The following is a 285-nucleotide window of genomic DNA, read 5'->3' as shown; positions in this document are numbered from 1 at the left end:
CATTTTCAAACTGTGTGTTTGATGCACAAACTGTTACTGGTTCGAACTCTGCAATCGCTTTTGCTACACGAACAAATGCTTCTTGACCTGGCTTTGCACCTAGACGCCATGTATCTGTACGTTCTGGCCAGTGCATCCATGTTCTTTCGTGTTCTGCCCATTCGGCAGGCATATGATAACCGTCTTGTTTCGGAGTAGAATTTAATAATTGTGACATGATTTCTTAGTATTTTTGAGAGTGAACACCATCGCTTGAAGCTACTGTTTTATACATTTCTGGACGTC

General features: G+C 41.8%; 1 protein-coding gene. It reads right to left on the bottom strand.

Annotation, left to right across the window (positions count from 1 at the left end):
* Positions 1 to 217: agmatine deiminase family protein (locus ACXAHM_RS26445; protein ID WP_474967081.1), on the bottom strand; the 217-nt coding region annotated here is incomplete at its 3' end.
* Between the last annotated feature and the right edge of the window lie 68 nt (positions 218 to 285).

The sequence above is a fragment of the Flammeovirga sp. AWQ4_249 genome (assembly GCF_056161045.1).
Note: the sequence above shows the minus strand (reverse complement) of the source record. Positions and strands in the feature narration are given on the sequence as shown.